Annotated in this window: 15 protein-coding genes; 13 read left to right on the top strand and 2 right to left on the bottom strand. The window is 62.6% G+C overall.

The genetic code is table 11. The annotated features are described in order from the left end of the window. Nucleotides 1–206: 206 nt before the first annotated feature. The 7 genes from ASD63_RS17370 to ASD63_RS17340 are packed head-to-tail and all read left to right on the top strand — an operon-like array spanning nt 207 to nt 5795. Entirely contained in the window at nt 207–1133 is a 927-nt protein-coding gene (locus tag ASD63_RS17370; protein ID WP_082572907.1) for an amino acid ABC transporter permease, read from the top strand. Then, nucleotides 1130–1894 carry an amino acid ABC transporter ATP-binding protein gene (locus tag ASD63_RS17365; RefSeq protein ID WP_060519003.1) on the top strand — a complete coding sequence of 255 codons (765 nt, stop codon included), beginning with the start codon at nt 1130–1132 and terminating at the stop codon, nt 1892–1894. Before ASD63_RS17370 ends, ASD63_RS17365 begins: the two co-directional genes overlap by 4 nt. Before the next feature lie 31 nt (nt 1895–1925). Continuing rightward, nucleotides 1926–2786 (top strand): ABC transporter substrate-binding protein, encoded by an 861-nt coding sequence (locus ASD63_RS17360; protein ID WP_060519001.1) that lies wholly within the window; start codon nt 1926–1928, stop codon nt 2784–2786. 22 nt (nt 2787–2808) lie between these two features. After that, complete coding sequence (locus ASD63_RS17355) at nt 2809–3609, top strand: GntR family transcriptional regulator (RefSeq protein ID WP_156624151.1); 801 nt, start codon at nt 2809–2811, stop codon at nt 3607–3609. Nucleotide 3610: 1 nt separating this feature from the next. Then, the gene (locus ASD63_RS17350) at nt 3611–4351 is read left to right on the top strand and encodes a BtpA/SgcQ family protein (RefSeq protein ID WP_060529570.1); all 741 of its coding nucleotides are present in this window, start codon (nt 3611–3613) and stop codon (nt 4349–4351) included. Next, nucleotides 4348–4857: an ureidoglycolate lyase gene (locus ASD63_RS17345; protein WP_051659646.1), complete on the top strand. Its 510-nt coding sequence runs from the start codon at nt 4348–4350 to the stop codon at nt 4855–4857. The genes ASD63_RS17350 and ASD63_RS17345 overlap by 4 nt, the downstream gene beginning before the upstream one ends. Next, complete coding sequence (locus tag ASD63_RS17340; protein ID WP_060529569.1) at nt 4854–5795, top strand: carbohydrate kinase family protein; 942 nt, start codon at nt 4854–4856, stop codon at nt 5793–5795. Before ASD63_RS17345 ends, ASD63_RS17340 begins: the two co-directional genes overlap by 4 nt. A 258-nt stretch (nt 5796–6053) precedes the next feature. On the opposite strand, the gene ASD63_RS17335 is transcribed toward ASD63_RS17340, so the two are convergent. Both ASD63_RS17335 and ASD63_RS17330 read right to left on the bottom strand, forming a co-directional pair. Then, a complete protein-coding gene (locus ASD63_RS17335; RefSeq protein ID WP_060529568.1) occupies nt 6054–7382 on the bottom strand; it encodes an aminotransferase class III-fold pyridoxal phosphate-dependent enzyme in 1329 nt (442 codons plus the stop codon). Nucleotides 7383–7439: 57 nt separating this feature from the next. Then, nucleotides 7440–8558 (bottom strand): C45 family peptidase, encoded by a 1119-nt coding sequence (locus ASD63_RS17330; protein WP_060518993.1) that lies wholly within the window; start codon nt 8556–8558, stop codon nt 7440–7442. A gap of 131 nt (nt 8559–8689) precedes the next feature. On the opposite strand from ASD63_RS17330, the gene ASD63_RS17325 reads away from it, so the two are divergent. The 6 genes from ASD63_RS17325 to ASD63_RS17300 all read left to right on the top strand — a co-directional run. Further along, nucleotides 8690–9601, top strand: coding sequence for a GntR family transcriptional regulator (locus ASD63_RS17325; RefSeq protein ID WP_060518991.1), 912 nt, complete (start codon nt 8690–8692; stop codon nt 9599–9601). A 137-nt stretch (nt 9602–9738) separates the two neighbouring features. Continuing rightward, a complete protein-coding gene (locus tag ASD63_RS17320; protein ID WP_060518989.1) occupies nt 9739–11298 on the top strand; it encodes an ABC transporter substrate-binding protein in 1560 nt (519 codons plus the stop codon). A gap of 15 nt (nt 11299–11313) precedes the next feature. Next, nucleotides 11314–12258 (top strand): ABC transporter permease, encoded by a 945-nt coding sequence (locus ASD63_RS17315; RefSeq protein WP_034803329.1) that lies wholly within the window; start codon nt 11314–11316, stop codon nt 12256–12258. After that, complete coding sequence (locus tag ASD63_RS17310; protein ID WP_060518987.1) at nt 12255–13073, top strand: ABC transporter permease; 819 nt, start codon at nt 12255–12257, stop codon at nt 13071–13073. The genes ASD63_RS17315 and ASD63_RS17310 overlap by 4 nt, the downstream gene beginning before the upstream one ends. 53 nt (nt 13074–13126) lie before the next feature. Next, nucleotides 13127–14686: an ABC transporter ATP-binding protein gene (locus ASD63_RS17305; protein ID WP_244497255.1), complete on the top strand. Its 1560-nt coding sequence runs from the start codon at nt 13127–13129 to the stop codon at nt 14684–14686. Between the two features lie 177 nt (nt 14687–14863). Next, nucleotides 14864–15062 (top strand): aldehyde dehydrogenase family protein (locus tag ASD63_RS17300; protein WP_156624150.1); only part of this gene is annotated, 199 nt, incomplete at its 3' end.

Below are 15062 nucleotides of genomic sequence, written 5' to 3'. Positions count from 1 at the left end.
GCTCAATCTGACTTTTGAACAGTCGCCGCAAAAGCGCCGCTACCAGTAGCCGACGTTTCTTGAAGTGCCGTCGGGAAAACCGAACCGCCTGCGCAATTCCACAAGCAGCTAAACATGCAAACCCTCAAATATACCCGAGGGTGCCGCTTGACTCCCTCAGGCCGCGCCAGTATCAAGTTGTAGGCCTAACCCTACAATTGGATGCCATGCACCAGTCTCAGTCAAAACCAAGTCCCGCACTGTCGTTGTCGGATCTTCCCGCTCCCGATGTCGTCATCCGCCGGCTGAAACACCCCGGACGCTGGATCAGCGGCGGTCTCGTCATCCTGCTTCTGGCGGTGATCGGACGCGCCTTCGCCGTCGGGCAGATCCAGTGGACGGTGGTCGGCGAGTTTCTGACGGCCGGTGTCATCATCACCGGTTTCGGCTGGACGCTGCTCATTTCGGCCTGCGCGCTGGTGCTCGGCGTGCTGCTCGGCTTTGCCTTCGGCATCATGCGGCTCTCGGAAAACCCGATCCTGCGTTTTGCCGCCTGGCTCTATGTCTGGATCTTCCGCGGTACACCGGTGCTGCTACAGCTTCTCATCTGGTTCAACATCGCGCTGATCTTTCCGAAGCTCTACATCCCCGGTCTTATTGACGCGCGCATGGTCGATGTGGTGACACCCTTCGTCGCCGCGGTTCTCGGTCTCGGCGTCAACGAAGGGTCGTACCTCACGGAAGTCGTGCGCGGCGGTATCGGTTCGGTCGACAAGGGTCAGAAGGAGGCGGCCCACACGCTCGGAATGACGCCCGGGCAGACGATGCGGCGCATCATCCTGCCGCAGACCCTTCGGCTGATCCTGCCCGTGCTCGGCAACAGCGCGATCGGCATGCTGAAGTTCTCCTCGCTCGCCGCCACCATCGCCATGGGCGAGATGCTGAACGCGGCCCAGCGCATCTACTTCATCAACGGCGCCGTCATCGAACTGCTGTTTGTCTGCGCCGTCTGGTATCTGGCCGGAACCACGGTTCTGTCCATCGGCCAGTATTATCTCGAACGCCACTTCGGCCGCGATACCGCAACGACAACCACCGAACGCCGCTGGTTCAAAGCCTGGGCGCGTCGTCCGGCCGTCACGGGTGAAGCATGACACTTGCAGTTAAAGCGGTCGGTATCCGCAAGAGTTTTGGCAATCACGAGGTGCTGAAGGGTCTCGACCTGGACGTCGCCTATGGCGAGGTCCTCTGCATCCTCGGACCCTCGGGCAGCGGCAAGAGCACGTTCCTGCGCTGCATCAACCACCTGGAAACGCCGAATGGTGGCTACGTGTGGGTGGACGGCGCGATCATGGGCTACGAGCTCAACCGCGGCGCGCTGCAGGAATTGCCGGTCAAGCGACTGCGCGCCCAGCAGAGCCAGCTCGGCATGGTGTTCCAGCACTTCAATCTGTTTGCGCACCGCACCGTGCTCGGCAACGTCACCGAGGGACCGATGGTGGTGCGCGGTCTCAGCCGCGCCGAGGCCGAAGCCCGCGCCATGGCCCTGCTCGAGCAGGTCGGCATGGCGGCCAAGGCATCGAGCTACCCGTCGCAGCTTTCCGGTGGCCAGAAACAGCGCGTGGCAATCGCGCGGGCGCTCGCCATGGAACCGCGCGTCATGCTCTTCGACGAGCCGACCAGCGCGCTCGATCCGGAGCTCGTCGGCGAGGTGCTGGAGGTGATGCGCAATCTGGCGCGCGGCGGCACGACGATGATCGTCGTCACCCACGAAATCGGCTTCGCAAGAGAAGTCGCCGACCGCGTCGTGGTGATGATCGACGGCGAAATCCGCGAGAACGGCGCACCTCAACAGGTTCTTAGCAACCCCGGTGATGCGCGTGTGCGCAGTTTTCTGAGCCGCGTGCTTGCCTGACGACAAGAGTTCAAAAAAGGGAGAACAGGAAATGAAACGATTGCTGCCGATGGCTCTGGCGCTTGCCTCCGCCACCTTCATCAGCCTTGCCGCAGGGGCTGCTGCCCATGCCGCCGACGAGAAGCTGGCCGCCGCCCTGCCGGATGCCGTGCGCGACACCGGCAAGCTGAACGTCACGATCAGCCTTGCCTATCCGCCGATGGAATACAGCGACGCCGGCTCGACCGAACTGAAAGGCTTCGACATCGATCTTGCCAAGGCGATCGCCGAGCGCCTCGGCCTGACGGCGGAATTCCAAAACGTCGAGTTCCCGCAATTGATCCCGCAGGTGGTCACCGGCCGCTCCGACCTGATTATGACCGCCTTCTCCGACAAGGTGGAACGCCAGACGCAACTGGACTTCATCGACTACTTCAAGACCGGCAACGTCTTCTATTCGACCGCCGACCACCAGGGTGAGATCAAGGCCGAGGCCGACCTCTGCGGCAAGACGGTTGCGGTCGCGACCGGAACCAGCTGGGTCACCTGGGCGGAAAACCTTGGCAAATCCATCTGCCCGGCCGACAAGCTGATCACCGTCATTCAGATCCCGACCCAGGCCGAGCACATCATGCAGATCCGCCAGGGGCGTGCCCAGGCTTCCGTCATCGGCCTTGAAGGACTGCTCGACCTGATGAAGCAGGAGCCGGACAAATTCTACCAGATCGGTGAGGTTGGCGAGATCAACCACTACGGCATTGCCCTTGCAAAGGCCAACACGCAACTGCGCGATGCAATCAAGGGCGCGCTCGACGCCATGAAAGCCGACGGCACTTATGCACAGATCCTCGACCGCTACGGCTTGAAACAGGCGGGTGTCGAGGAGTTCAAGATAAACGGAGCCACGAAGTAACAGAACCGCGCCGGAGCCTGCCTTGACCCATCCCCCCATGCCAGACGCCTCAACCGCAACGGGCGAACGCCCTGACGATCGACTGTCGCGGCTGCGCCTCGATCTCTATTCGAGCGAGCAGCTTTACCGGCAGCTCTATCGGGCGCTGCGCGCCGCGATCCTGAGCGGCGACTTTTCCGAAGGTGAAGCCATTCCCTCGGAGAACCAGTTGCGCGAGCAGTTCGGCATTGCCCGCACGACCGTGCGCAATGCGATGGCGCTTCTGGTTTCGGAGGGCCTCGTCCAGCAGGTTCGCGGCCGCGGCACAATCGTCTCGCACCGGCCGATCAGCCACAACATCTGGAACTTCGGCAGCTTCACGGAGCTTGCCCGAAAACAGGGCCAGCGCCCGGTGACGCAGGTGCTGGAGCACCGGGCAGACAACGGCCAGCTCGTGCTGGTGCGCGCCCGCGGGCTTGCCAACGGCGACAGCGTGACATGGCTGAACGTCGACACGTCCGAGCTCGATCTCGCCCTTTATCCCGGGCTTGATCGATACGACTTCGCGTCGCAATCCCTCTACGAGGTGTTGCGCCGCGACTATGACCGTCACCCCCTGCGTTCGGAACTGCTGTTGACCGTCGTGCCGGCTTCCGATCGCCTGCGGGAGGTCTTTGCCCCGGCGCAGGACGTGCCGGGCTACCTTTGCGCCAGCGGGGATGTGCTCGACGCGGACGACCGGTTGGTCGAGCGCACGTCGATCGTCTACTCGCCGGCAGTCCAGATGAAATTTGCAACGCGCTGGGGCCGCGAGACCGCGCCGCACGGCGTGCAGGAGACATGACATGAGCCGCTTCGGCGACACCTTTACCATCCAAAAACCGATCCTCGGCATGCTGCACCTTGCCGGTGACGGCGCTCAGGCCAAGCTTTCCCAGGCCGAAGAGGAAGCCCGCATCATGGCCGGCGAAGGCGTCGATGGGCTGGTGGTCGAGAACTATTTCGGCGATGCCGAGGATGTCGAACGGGTGCTAGAGCGGATCTTCCACCTCGACCTCGGAACGCGCATCGGTGTCAACGTCTTGCGTGACGACTCCCGCGCCTTCGCGCTCGCGCGGACCTATCCGGTCTCGTTCATCCAGGTGGATTCCGTCGCTGGCCACCTGCCGCCCGAAGCAGACGTCCCCTTTGCGACCGAACTTCAGACCCGCCGCGACGGTGTGACGGCCCTGCTCCTCGGTGGTGTCCGGTTCAAGTACCAGCCGGTCCTATCAGGCCGGCTGGAGGAGGAAGACGTGCGCATCGGTGCGTCGCGCTGCGACGGGCTGGTCGTCACCTCGGACGCGACCGGCCAGCCGACCGACTTGGAGAAGGTGGCGCGATTCCGCGCGGCGACCGGTGGCGAGACGCCGCTCCTGATCGGCGCCGGCCTCACCGAAGCCAACGCCACCGAGCAATTGGCTCAGGCCGACGGCGCCGTCGTCGGCAGCTGGTTCAAGCACGATCACAAGGACACCGGCCGGGTCGAAGCCGCCCATGTCGCAGGCTTGATGCGTGTCGTGCGCGCGATCAGGAGTGCGGCATGAACGTCGTCCACGCCCGGCCGGTGACCCCGGACAATTTTTCCCGCTACGGCCGGGTGTACGACCTGACCGGTGACACGGACGGCAAGGTCGTCTGGACTGTCGGCGACGGCTGGAACGACGGCTTTACGAAAACGCCGTTGATCGACGGCCGCGGTCATCTCGGCATCACCCGTGGCGGACAAGCGCCCTGGGACTGCCGCGCGATGGAGCGGCACCCGCTGACCGAAGAGGCGATCTTCTGTCTCGCTGAACCGGTTGTCCTTGCGGTTGCGCCGGCGTCGGATGGCGAAGCACCTGATCGCGACGAGATCGAAGCCTTCGTCATCGCGCCCGGGCAGGCTGTCGTCATGGATCGCAATGTCTGGCACGATGCCTGCCGCGGCGTTTCCGGCCCCGCACCCTATTACTGGATGGCCGTCTGCGGCCTCGGCGAAAGCCCATGGGTAGCAGTTTCGGGCGGTCCGATAAAGGTGTCGGCGGCAGCGGGCACGGGACTAACCTTATGACCGCATTCTTCATTGGCGATGTCGCCCTCGACGAATACTACACCGCCGACCGCTGGCCCGGCCCCGCCGACAAGGGCATGATCAAGGAGCTTCCGGCCGAAGCCGGCGGCTCCATCGCCAACGCCGCCGTCGTGCACGCCGGTCTTGGCGGCGATACGCAGTTCATATCGCTGCTCAACGACAGCCCATTGTCCGAGCGCCTGATCGCCGATCTCAGGCAAAATGGCGTCGGCGTCGATCACATGCTGATCGATCCGGCCATTCCGGAATCGCGCAACTTCATCTTCCTCGTCGAGGGCGAGCACATCGTGCTCACCGTCGAGATGGGCGAGCAGCCGATGTGGCTTTCAGGCGCCAGTCTGAAAGCGTTGCGCCAGCCGGGTTACCTCTACACCACGCTCTATCGCGTCCGCCGTCTGCACGCCAAGACGCAAAACGGCGTTCTGAAGCAAGCCGATCTCCTCAGGGACCTGCATTCCAACGGGCGCCGGGCGATCTTCGATCTCGACGTCGGCGGGTGCACGCCCGAGGACATGCCCTATCTGACTGGCGCGGCTGTCGTCATCTTCAACCAGATCGGTTTCCACACCGCTTTCGGCCACGACGACATCAACCTCATCGGCGACTGGATGCGAGAGCACCGAATCGACCGAGTGGTGCGGACGCTGGCCGCCGACGGCGCGGAGGCTCGCAACCATGAAACGGTCTTGCGCGTGCCCGGCTTTACCTTGAAAGTCGTCGACGTGACTGGTGCCGGCGACACCTTTGGTGGAACGCTTACCTGGTGCCTGTCGCAGGACCAGAGCTTCGAGGAAGCGCTCGACTTCGCAGTCGCGGCCGCTTCGCGCGCCGTCACCATCCATGGCCCGCGCGCAGGCAAGGCGACACCCGAAGATGTCCTTGCCTGGCGACGGCGGCACCGCCACCAGGATCGCTGAACTGGCCTCATGGGGCGCACACGAACCGCAGGCCCTGCGGTTCTCCCGAACCATGACAAACACAAGCGTTTGGCCGATCACGGGTCGCACCTACCCGGATTTCCCGTCGCCGTTTGCATCGATCACGACGCGTACCGGCCCACCGTCTGGTCGTGCGGCATCGACGGGAGTCCGGGCGCAGAAGGCCATCGAAGGTAGCGTGGGGCGATCGAGCCGCAGGACACTCCTCAAACCCGTTGGTGTGTCAGCTTTGCGATATCAGTTTGCCCGAAGGGCTGCGGCGATGGTCGCATATATCGTTTCGACCTCGTCCTTGCCGATCGTCAGAGGCGGCGACAAGACGATTGTGTTTGCGACCGGACGAATGAGCACGCCGCGTTCGAAGCAGAATTCATAGACCTTCTTGGCGAGTGCCTTGCCGACGGCGGCGTTTTCGCCAAGCTCGATGCCCGTAAGCAGACCGAGATTGCGGATGTCGACGACACCGGGCAGCCCCTTCAGGCTGTGCGCACATTGCTCCCAGTGCGGTTCGAGCCCCGCTGCCCGCTCGAAAATCCCCTCGGAAACATAAACGTCCAACGCCGCCAATCCGGCGGCGGCCGCCAGCGGATGGCCGGAATAGGTATAACCGTGGGAGAGTTCGACCGTACCTGGTGCCGCCTTTGAGGTAATCGCATCGTAGATGCGATCGCTAGCAATGACGCCGCCCATCGGAACCGCGCCATTGGTCATGCCCTTTGCCACCATCAGTAGATCGGGCTTTACCGAAAAGCGGTCGGCCGCGAAAGCATGGCCGAGCCGACCGAAACCGGTGACGACCTCGTCGAAGATCAACAGGATGCCGTGGCGCGTGCAGAGTTCGCGCAGCCGCTCGAGATAGCCGACCGGCGGAACGAGAACACCGGTCGATCCCGCGACCGGCTCAACGATGACGGCAGCAATCGTCGATGCATCGTAGGTCGCGATCATCTGCTCAAGCGCATCGGCCAGCTCTGCCCCGTGCGGCGGCTGACCGCGGCTGAAGGCGTTCTTCGCCGGATCATGCGTGTGCGGCAAATGCACCGTGCCGGGCAAGAGCATGCCGAACTGCTTCTTGTGCGGGCCCATGCCCGCAGCCGACAGGCCGCCGAAACCGACGCCGTGATAACCGCGCTGACGCCCGACGATGCGCTGGCGCTGCCCTTCACCCCTCGCATGATGGTAGGCAAGCGCGATCTTGAGCGCGGTATCGGCCGCTTCCGAGCCGGAATTGGTGAAGAACACGCGGTTCATGCCTTCTGGCGCAATCGACGTTAGCCGGTTGGCATATTCGAAGACCAGCGGATGCCCGAGGCCGAACGAGGATGCGAAGTCCAGCCGCGCCGCCTGTTTCTGGATCGCCTCCACGATGCGCGGATGGCCATGGCCAACGTTGACGCACCAAAGCCCGGCGATAGCGTCCAGCAGGCGGTGGCCGCCGCTGGTGAAGTAGTAGAGCCCTTCGGCACGGGAGATGAATTCAGCATTCACCTTGAAGTCCCGGTTGGCCGTAAATGGCATCCAGTAGGCATCAAGGTTGTTCGGGCCGGGCGTGGTGAGCGTATCCATGGCATGTGGACCTTCTGTGAATGGGCAGGGCGCGCGCGAGGCGACGGCGACCAAGGTTCAAGCGGCAATTTCGTCGCGATAGGTCGGGTAGCTCTTGAAGCTCGGATTGTCGGCCGGCAGCACCGCGAGTTCCATTTCACCTGCCGCCGGCCGCATCACGATGGTCGCGACTGTCGCCGAGACATGGCCGCGGGACGAACGATGCGGCGGACGGCAGACGGCGTAGGGATAACCAAACTTGTCAGAAAGCGCGGCTTTGACCTCGGCGACGCCGATCTTGTCGGACTTTTCGAGAATGCGGCGAACGCGCCAGTCGCGGTAAAAACTGTCCGACCAGCTTGAATGAGCCTGCTCACGCAATTTCAGAAGCGCCGTTTGGCTCTGCCAATGGTTGGCATGCACGATGAGATCGTTTTCCGGATAGATGTTGAACGCTTCGTCCGGTGCGCATTCGAAGCTGACGGCAAAGCCATCCTTGTGGCTCACGATGATGTTGTTCGACGCCGACTTCCTCGTTCCGGCAACGGCACGCATGGCCATCGCCAGATGTTCCTGTTGCAGGACCATGCGCCGGATGAGTGCTAGCGGCACGCCGTCGCCGGCAAAGTCGCGGTCGCTCTCGAGATAATTTGCCGTGACGGCGATGCCCTTGTCGTTCATGCCGCTGCGTGCAAGGCCACCGGCCTCCGTGAACGTCTGATAGGACGGACCTTCATCCGGCTTGACGCGCAAGACGATCGCCGTCTCCGCGCATTCTGCCATCCAGTCCCAGTTCTGCGCGTGCACGAGCTCTCCCGTGGCGCTGCGCTCAGGCAGGACAACGACACCGGTGCAGCCGTCGCCGGAATGCTCAGCCCTCGCAGCCTGGGTCCTTCGTGCCCTCGCAAGGATCTCAGTACGGGCATTGATGAGGACGACGTGCTCGAACGGCAAGTCCGCACCTTCGGAGATACCCTTCATCTCCACCACGAAGTTTGGGTCGAATGCCTCGATGAGCGGTACATAGCCGGCAACGATCGACTTCAGGTCGTCGGGCAAGACCCCGAGCGTCGCAAGCCGACCAGCATACAGTTCGACGCTGCGACGCACACGGTCCTTCGCCTGCTGCCCATACTGACGCCCGCGCTCGAGCGGAGTTCCTGAGATCGAAACGAACGGAAACGGTGCGGCGGTCATCTGTCTTCTCTTTCACTCTATGTTGCGTTTTGTGTGGTTAAAATGCACTATCACAAGGAATTGTCCAGAGGAAATCGAACAGCTATGTCAGAAGCGCACCCCAAAGACCGACCAGACCCTGGAGCCAGTTGATGAGCACGGTAAGCACCCCGAGCGCTTTGCAGATCGACATTGCCCGGCAGATCCTGCTTCAGGCACAAAAAGAAGGCTGGCGGGCAGGTCATCCGATTGTCGAGAAGACCCTGGCAACAATGTTTGGCGTATCGCGCACACCGATGCGGGCCGCTCTCGAAATCCTTGCGACCAAGGATCTCGTGCGCCTCATCCCCAACAAAGGCTTTGTCGCCGCCACCGATCTCGGCAACGGCACCTACATCGAGACATTCAGTGAGAGCGAAACGGAGCGCCTCAAGCAGCAGATCCTGCGCGACCGCTCTGTCGGCACCATTCCGCAGGAAGTGTCGGAAAATGAGCTGACGGAACGCTACGGCATTGCGCGCGGGACGATCCGCAAGGCGTTGACGCAATTATCCTCCCAGGGCCTCATTCACCGCCAGCGCGGCCACGGATGGGCGTTTGTCGATTCGCTCGACAGCGCAGAAAGCCTGGCCGAAAGCTATCGTTTTCGCATCGCGATCGAGCTTGCAGGCCTTGCCGAGCCGAACTACCGCGCCGATCCGGATGCGCTCAAGGCCCTCATTGCCGAACATGAAAGCATGTTCGACCAGATCAATGCCGCCGGCAGCATCAGCCGCGACAGCTGGTTAAAACTGAACGCCTCCTTCCACGAGACACTCGCCACCTGGTCCGGCAACCGCTTCATCCTGCAATCCGTGCGCATGCAGAACGACCTCAGACTGCTGCGCGAGTCCTCGGTATTCGATCGGCTCCGGCCCGAGCGCATGGAGAGGTCGCTGAAGGAGCACATCCAGATCCTCCGGTATATTGGCTCCGGCGAGATCGAATTCGCCCAGCTTGCGCTGCGGCGCCACCTTGAATCGACGCTGCAGAAAGTCGAGGACCGGATCCGCAGCGAAAGATAACGCCTGCCGAGAGCGCATTTACCCCCCTTTTGGGGAGGCCGAGAAGGTTTGCGATTTTTCGTATTGCATTATGATCAAACAAAAGGCACAGTTCGCTCAACCGGAAAACCGGGCAGACCACAAAGAGGAGAACTGAGGTGAACCGTAGACAGAGACTGGCCGCGTCGGCCGCAGCACTAGCGCTGACCTTGGCCTGCGGCCCGGCCGCAGCAGAAACGCTGAAAATCGCACTCAATGCCGACATCCGCAGCCTTGATCCGGGCGTCAACCGAGACGCCAACAGCGACGCCGTCGTGTTGCACATAGTCGAGGGTCTCGTTGCATATAGCGAGGACGCCTCGGTAAAGCCGCTGCTTGCCAAGGAGGTCGCTGTCTCGGACGACGACCTGACCTACACGTTTAAGCTCAGGGATGGCGTCAAGTTCCATAATGGCAACGTGCTGACTTCGGCCGACGTCGTCTGGAACTGGAACCGCTACATGGACGAAGCTACAAAATGGCGATGCCGCAACGACTTTGCCGCGGGCGGCGCCGCCCATGTCGTATCGGTCACGGCACCCGACGACAAAACCGTCGTCTTCAAGCTCGAAAAGCCGAACGCCCTCTTTCAGGCAACGCTTGCCAGAACCGACTGCGGCATGACCGGCATACTCGACAAATCATCGTTTAACGCCGACGGCTCGTTCAACGTGCCTGTCGGCACCGGTCCCTTCCGGTACAAAGAATGGCGTAAGGGCGAATTCATCGACCTCGAAGCCTTTGCCGACTACGCGGTACGCAGCGAAGAAAAGCGGGACGGCTACACCGGCGCCAAGCGTCCGCTTGTCGAGGCCGTCCGCTTCGCCGTCATTCCCGACCGCTCCTCCGCCAAGGCTGCGTTGCTCAATGGCGACATCGATATCGTACCGGACGTTCCCTATGCCGATGTCGAGGAGTTCAAGCAGAACGCCGATACCGCCGTTTCGCTGGCGACCAATCCCGGCATCGTCGCGCTCCTGTTGCAGACGCGCGATCCGCTGCTCAAGGACATGCGCATCCGCAAGGCCATCGCCATGGCTCTTGACACCAAGACCATGGTCGAGGGAATTACGCTCGGTCTCGGCAAGGCCAACAACTCGCTGATACCGCCGACCTCAAAATACCACTCCCCAGCCCAGACCCAGGGCTACAGCTACGATCCCGCGGCGGCAAAGGCGCTGCTGCAGGAAGCCGGTTACAACGGCCAGCCGATCAAACTCATCGCCAATACGCGCTACTCCAACACCTACGATGCGGCAATCGTGGCACAGGCAATGCTGCAGCAGGTCGGAATATCCGCGGAACTCGAAGTGCTGGAGTGGGCGGCACAACTCGACCGATATCAGAGCGGCAACTATACGGCGATGGTGTTTCCCTATTCGGGACGCTACGACCCCGCACTGACCATGGACTCCGTCATGGGCAACAAGGACAAGGAGCCGCGCAAGGTCTGGGACGATCCGGACGCGCAGGCCATGCTCGCCGACGCCGTGCGTTATTCCGACCCGGCCAAGCGCCAGGAGCTTTTCGACAAGCTACATGCGCGCTTCCTGGAAACCGTGCCCTTCATCATGCTCTATAACGGGCTCGAGGCTTCGGCCTACCAGAAACACGTCCAGAACTACGCGGCCTCGATCTTCTCCATGCCGAGGGCGTGGGAAGTCACGATCGCCGAGTAAGAGAGTTCGCTCGAGATGCTGCGCTTCATCCTTTCGCGGATAGGAATGGCCGTTCCGACGGTTTTCCTCGTCGCCGTCGTCGTCTTCTTCCTGATACGCCTTGTTCCGGGCGACCCGGCAGCATTGCTGCTCGGCGACATGGCGTCGCCGGAAAGTGTCGCTGCCTTGCGCTCGGACCTTGGACTCGACAAGAACATCCTGACGCAGTTTGCGATCTGGCTGACCAGCGTCCTGCAGGGCGATTTCGGGACGTCGATCACTACGAAGGAGCCGGTGACCCATCTCATCATCGAGCGTTTCAAGGTCAGCGCCGGCATCGTCCTCGTTGCCGTCGCCCTTGCCTCGCTGGTCGCCGTTCCGGCCGGCTTCATCGCCGCCCTCCGCCAGAACTCCAGACTTGATTTCACCCTTGTGTCGATCGCCGCGTTGCTTCTGTCGATCCCGACCTTCTGGCTCGGTCTCGTCATTCTGCTCATCTTCGGCCTCAAGCTCGGATGGTTGCCGGTGGTCGGCTACGTCTCCGTCGCCGAAGACCCGAGCCGCGGGCTGCTCTATGTGCTGATGCCGATCCTCACGCTCTTCCTACACGAGATCGGCGTGCTTCTGCGCATGGCCCGCGCCTCGGCGCTCGAAGTTCTCAGGCTCGACTACATCACTCATGCGCGCGCCAAGGGCCTGCCCGAGCGAACGGTGCTGTGGCGCCATGTGTTCCCCAACGCCTTTGCGCCGACGCTGACGCTGATCGGCCTGGTGCTTGGCAACATGCTCGGCGGTATCGCCGTCGTCGAAACCGTGTTCACGATCCCGGGTCTCGGGCGGCTCCTCGTCGATGCGATCTTCGGCCGCGACTATCCGGTCATTCAGGGATGCCTGCTCTTCATCGCGGTCATCTACGTGCTGGTCAACCTGATCGTCGACCTGTGCTACCCGCTCTTTGATCCGCGAGTGAAAATCACATGAAGACCCTTTCTGCCAATGCGCTGGTTGGCGGCCTGTTCGTCGGCGCCTTCGTGATCGTCGCCTGCCTGGGCTCCGTCTGGACGCCCTATGATCCGATGGCGCTCGACATGAAGGCACGCCTCGCCGGCCCCTCGGCCCGGCATCTGCTCGGCGCCGACGAATTCGGACGCGACGTGCTTTCCCGCTTGATGCTCGGCGCGTCGGCAAGCGGCATCGTCAGCCTTGCCACGGTCGCGATCGCAACTGTGCTCGGCACCGCGCTTGGCGCCATCTCAGGCTATGTCGGCGGTTGGACCGATCGGGTGCTCGTCGCCGTCACCAATGCCCTGCTCGCCTTTCCCGGCATCCTGCTTGCGCTTGGGCTGCTTGCGATCTTCGGCGCCAACAAATTCGGCATCGTGCTGGCGCTTGGCATTGCCTACACGCCGTCCGTAGCAAGGATCGTTCGGGGCACAGTGCTTTCGTTGCGGGAGAAGGAATTCATTGACGCCTCCCGGATTGCAGGCGATTCCGAAATCTACACGCTGCTGCGCCATATTCTGCCGAATTGCATCGCGCCGCTGACGGTCCTGACAACGTCGATGTTCGGGTGGACACTCTTATCTGAAAGCGCGCTTTCCTTCCTCGGCCTCGGCGTGCCGCCACCGGCCCCGACCTGGGGCAACATGCTGGCCGCTGCCCGCCCCTACCTCGCCCAGGCGACCTGGCTTGCAATCTTTCCGGGCCTTTGCATCTCCGTTGCGTTGCTCGGGATCAATCTGCTTGGCGATGCGCTGCGGGATAGGCTCGATCCGAAAATGAGAGGCACGCAATGACCCAGCTAGCACTCCTGACCGTCGAGCAACTCGTGCTCGGCACCTCGGCTGCGATGGCACCACCCGTCGTCGATTGCGTCAGCCTCACTCTTCGCGCTGGCGAACGCATTGGCATCGTCGGCGAATCCGGTTCGGGCAAGTCGATGTTGATGCGCGCTGTCATCGGCCTTCTGCCGCCCGGGATCGTCAGGCGCGGGGGCTGCGTCCGGTTTGCCGGCCGCGATATGAGCGGGCTTGCGCCGGACGACCTGCGTAAGCTGCGCGGCAAGAGCATCGGGCTCATCTTCCAGGAGCCGATGACCTCGCTCAATCCGGCGCTCACCATCGGCCGCCAGATGGAGGAAGGTCTGGCGCTGCACACGACAATGGACGCGTCAGCGCGTCAAAGCGCAATCCTGGCGATGCTGAAACGTGTCGGCATTGCCGATCCGGACGCAGCCGTCCGTGCCTTCCCGCATGAGTTTTCCGGTGGCATGCGGCAGCGCATCATGATTGCCTCCGTCATGCTGCTCGAACCGGCACTCTTGATCGCGGACGAGCCGACGACCGCACTCGACGCCGTCGTGCAACGTGACGTGCTGGAACTGCTGCATGCGCTGGTCGAAGAGAAAGGCACCGCGATGGTGCTGATCAGCCACGACATGGCGATGGTGGCGCAATATACCGATCGCGTGCTGGTCATGCAGAAGGGTGTCTGCGTCGAGGAAGGGACAACGGCCGAACTCCTCCGCATGCCGCGGCACGACTACACCCGGAAACTTCTTTCGGCCCTGCCGCGCCGCGCGCCGGCGCGTGCAGTCGCACCGAATGCTCCGCTCGCCAGCGTCAGAAATATGAAGCTTGCCTACGGCAGCGGCACGGGCGCAAAGCCTGTCTTGCATGGCATCGATCTCGATATCCATCCTGGAGAGATCGTTGCGCTGGTCGGGGGTTCCGGCTCCGGGAAGACGACGCTTGGCCGCATCATCGCCGGGCTGCTGCAACCGGATGAGGGCACGCTTACCTTCCGCGGACAGGTGGTCAATCGCAAAAGCAGCGGCTTCGCCGACTACCGCGCCAATTGCCAGATGGTGTTTCAGGATCCCTACTCTTCGCTCGATCCGCGCATGCGGATCCGCGACATCGTGGCAGCGCCGCTCCGGCACGAAAAATCGATGCGCGCCGCAGACCGCCGTGCGCGGGTCGATGAGGTGCTCGCCGAAGTGGGTCTCGCTCCGCAATTCGCCGAGCGGTTTCCGCATCAACTCTCCGGTGGGCAAAGGCAACGTGCCGCCATCGCCCGCGCGCTTGCTCGCCGGCCCGACCTTGTCATCGCCGACGAGGCGGTCTCAGCGCTCGACCTGACCGTAAAGGCCCAGATCCTCACCCTTTTGAGCAAACTGCAGCGAGAACAAGGTTTTGCATGCCTCTTCATCTCCCATGACCTGGGCGTCGTAGAGCAGATCGCCGATAGAGTTGTGGTCATGCACAAGGGCGTTATCGAAGAACAGGGCAGCCGCGACGAGATCTTCGACCGCCCATCCTCGGCCTATACGCGCAAGCTCCTGTCTGCCGTACCGATGCTGACCCCGGCGGCCGGCGGAGGCATCGATCTCGTCTGGCGCGCCGCTTGACGGGAGCTGCTCGCGCCACAAAAACTTAAGTCGTCGCGCCTGGCGCCTTCGGCTTGGGACCCGGTGGCCGCATCGCTTTCCAGTCAAGGTCGCCTGGCCAGGCGACCTGTTCCCCATTGACCTGATCCTACGGCATCGCGCTCAAAGCGGCGAACTTCATTCAGTAAAGGGTTTCCCATGGCTCACTACCCAGACATCCTGCTTCATATCGACGGCGCCTGGCGGCCGGCGCGTTCCGGCAAGACCATTCCCGTCATCGACCCGGCCAACGAGGAAACGATCGGCCAGGTGGCCTGGGCCGAAGTGGAAGACCTCAATGAGGCGCTTGCGGCCGCCGAGGAGGCGCTTGCGGCCGCCGACGTTCGCGTGCGTGATC

The sequence above is a fragment of the Ensifer sp. Root558 genome, from assembly GCF_001427045.1.
GTDB lineage: Bacteria > Pseudomonadota > Alphaproteobacteria > Rhizobiales > Rhizobiaceae > Ensifer > Ensifer adhaerens.
This window is presented reverse-complemented; position numbering and strand designations above follow the sequence as displayed.